The sequence below is a fragment of the Clostridia bacterium genome (genome assembly GCA_035561135.1).
GTDB lineage: Bacteria > Acidobacteriota > Terriglobia > Terriglobales > Acidobacteriaceae > DATMYA01.
Window position 1 is genome coordinate 1 of the sequence record DATMYA010000069.1, and the last position, 1,483, is coordinate 1,483.

The 1,483-nt window shown below is 57.5% G+C and carries 4 protein-coding genes; 2 read left to right on the plus strand and 2 right to left on the minus strand.

Annotation, left to right across the window (positions count from 1 at the left end):
• Nucleotides 1-279, minus strand: a 279-nt coding sequence (locus VN622_14275) for a hypothetical protein (GenBank protein HWR37025.1), incomplete at its 3' end; no start/stop codon positions are given.
• 164 nt (nt 280-443) lie between these two features.
• Here VN622_14275 and VN622_14280 point away from each other — a divergent pair.
• A complete protein-coding gene (locus tag VN622_14280) occupies nt 444-962 on the plus strand; it encodes a hypothetical protein (GenBank protein ID HWR37026.1) in 519 nt (172 codons plus the stop codon).
• Nucleotides 955-1,335: a hypothetical protein gene (locus VN622_14285; GenBank protein HWR37027.1), complete on the plus strand. Its 381-nt coding sequence runs from the start codon at nt 955-957 to the stop codon at nt 1,333-1,335. The genes VN622_14280 and VN622_14285 overlap by 8 nt, the downstream gene beginning before the upstream one ends.
• Nucleotides 1,336-1,391: 56 nt before the next feature.
• Here the strand turns inward: VN622_14285 and VN622_14290 are convergent.
• On the minus strand, nt 1,392-1,483 hold a 92-nt coding region (locus VN622_14290), incomplete at its 5' end, for a TIGR00268 family protein (GenBank protein HWR37028.1).

A 1,483-nucleotide genomic window follows, 5' to 3' on the forward strand; every position in this document is an offset into this window, starting at 1 on the left:
GTTCCCGCCGGTGGTGTCGTAGCTCGATTGCTTCAGCGAACGATAGTTTTGGGCGCGCGCGTAGCTGGGTAGGTACTTAAGATCCTGGCCGCCGCTGGGCACCGGCCGGCCCCCCTGCGCGGCTGCCACAACGGGCAGTCCGAGGAACGCCGTCACCGACTGGAAGAACGATCTGCGATTCGAACTCGTCTCTTTGGGCATGGTTGCGTGCTCGATACGTTTTAACACACGCGAGGGCGGTGCAACATCCACGACTGCCGCCGGAGATCTGTAGGGCATGGCCCGGCATAAACCGGGTTGCGCTCTGGCGGACACGGGCAGGCCCACCTGTCTGATCTTGGCAGCAACCGAGATCAGCAGCGTAGTAGTGATGTCTGATGATAACAGCGCGGAGATTGAGACAATGGACTCTCATTGAGATAAGATGTTGGCTGACCTGAGCGATGATGACAACCGCGGCCCAACACGCAGACGTACTGTCAACGGGGGGAAATGTCGCCAACATCTTGGGTTTGCTGGTCTCGATTGCTGGGTTCGCGTGGACCCTAATCGGTGTCTATCGCTCAAAGAACGCGGCAGACCGCGCCAGGGAATCTGCAGAAAACGCTCGGCACGACATCTTCCGAGCGAGCGCAATGATCGACCTCGCGGCCGCCATGTCAGTATTGCAGGAAGTCAAGCGGCTCCACAGGCAGCAAGATTGGACTGCATTGCTGGATAGATACTCTGCGTTGCGTGCCACGCTCATAACGATTCGCGCCAGCAGGCAGGACTTGAAGGAGAGCCACGCGATCGTGATTCAGGGTGCTATAGCGCAGTTACGGACTATCGAGGACAAGGTTGAGAGGGCAGTAGCAACTGGCCAGACTCTCAACCCGGCGAAGCTCAACATCGTTGTGTCGAACGAACTGGACCGGCTGTCGGAAGTTCTAGGTTCGATGAGGATTGCAGACAATGGCTGACGGTATCTGGACATTAGTAGAAAAACTGGCCAAGAAGACATATGCCGGAAAGCTGGACTGGCAACGCACCGCCGAGGATGACGTTTACCAAGTAGCGTTCCCCGGCTATGCGGTTCGGTTGTTCACCCGTCACGGCTCTCAGGGCGGTCTCGATATCATCGTTCAAGTCCTAGACCAGAACGGTACTCTCGTCGAAGAGATCACGGATGTTGATATCCCGAATAGTACCCAACTCGATCCCATCGAGGCTTTTGGGTACATGAACGATCTCTACAAAGCGGCTAGACGGAAGGCGATGGGGGTAGACGCTGCGCTCAAAAGTATAATTGAGTCCCTGGACAGGGAGGAGAACGACGACGATGCCCCGTTCTGAACGGCCGGAGTTCTACAGGCTGTGCCTCAAGCACAACGCGCCCGCACGCGCCGCCGCTACTTGCGCAGGTTGAGGACTTCGTTCATCGACCCCTGCCGGTAGCCTTCGAGATCCAGCGTCACGTACTTGAACCCCAGCCCGCGGAAGA

Bases quoted from the DNA above. Each gene is read 5' to 3' on its own strand.
- VN622_14285 (HWR37027.1), top strand. From the start codon at position 955: ATGGCTGACGGTATCTGGACATTAGTAGAAAAACTGGCCAAGAAGACA.
- VN622_14280 (HWR37026.1), top strand. From the start codon at position 444: ATGATGACAACCGCGGCCCAACACGCAGACGTACTGTCAACGGGGGGA.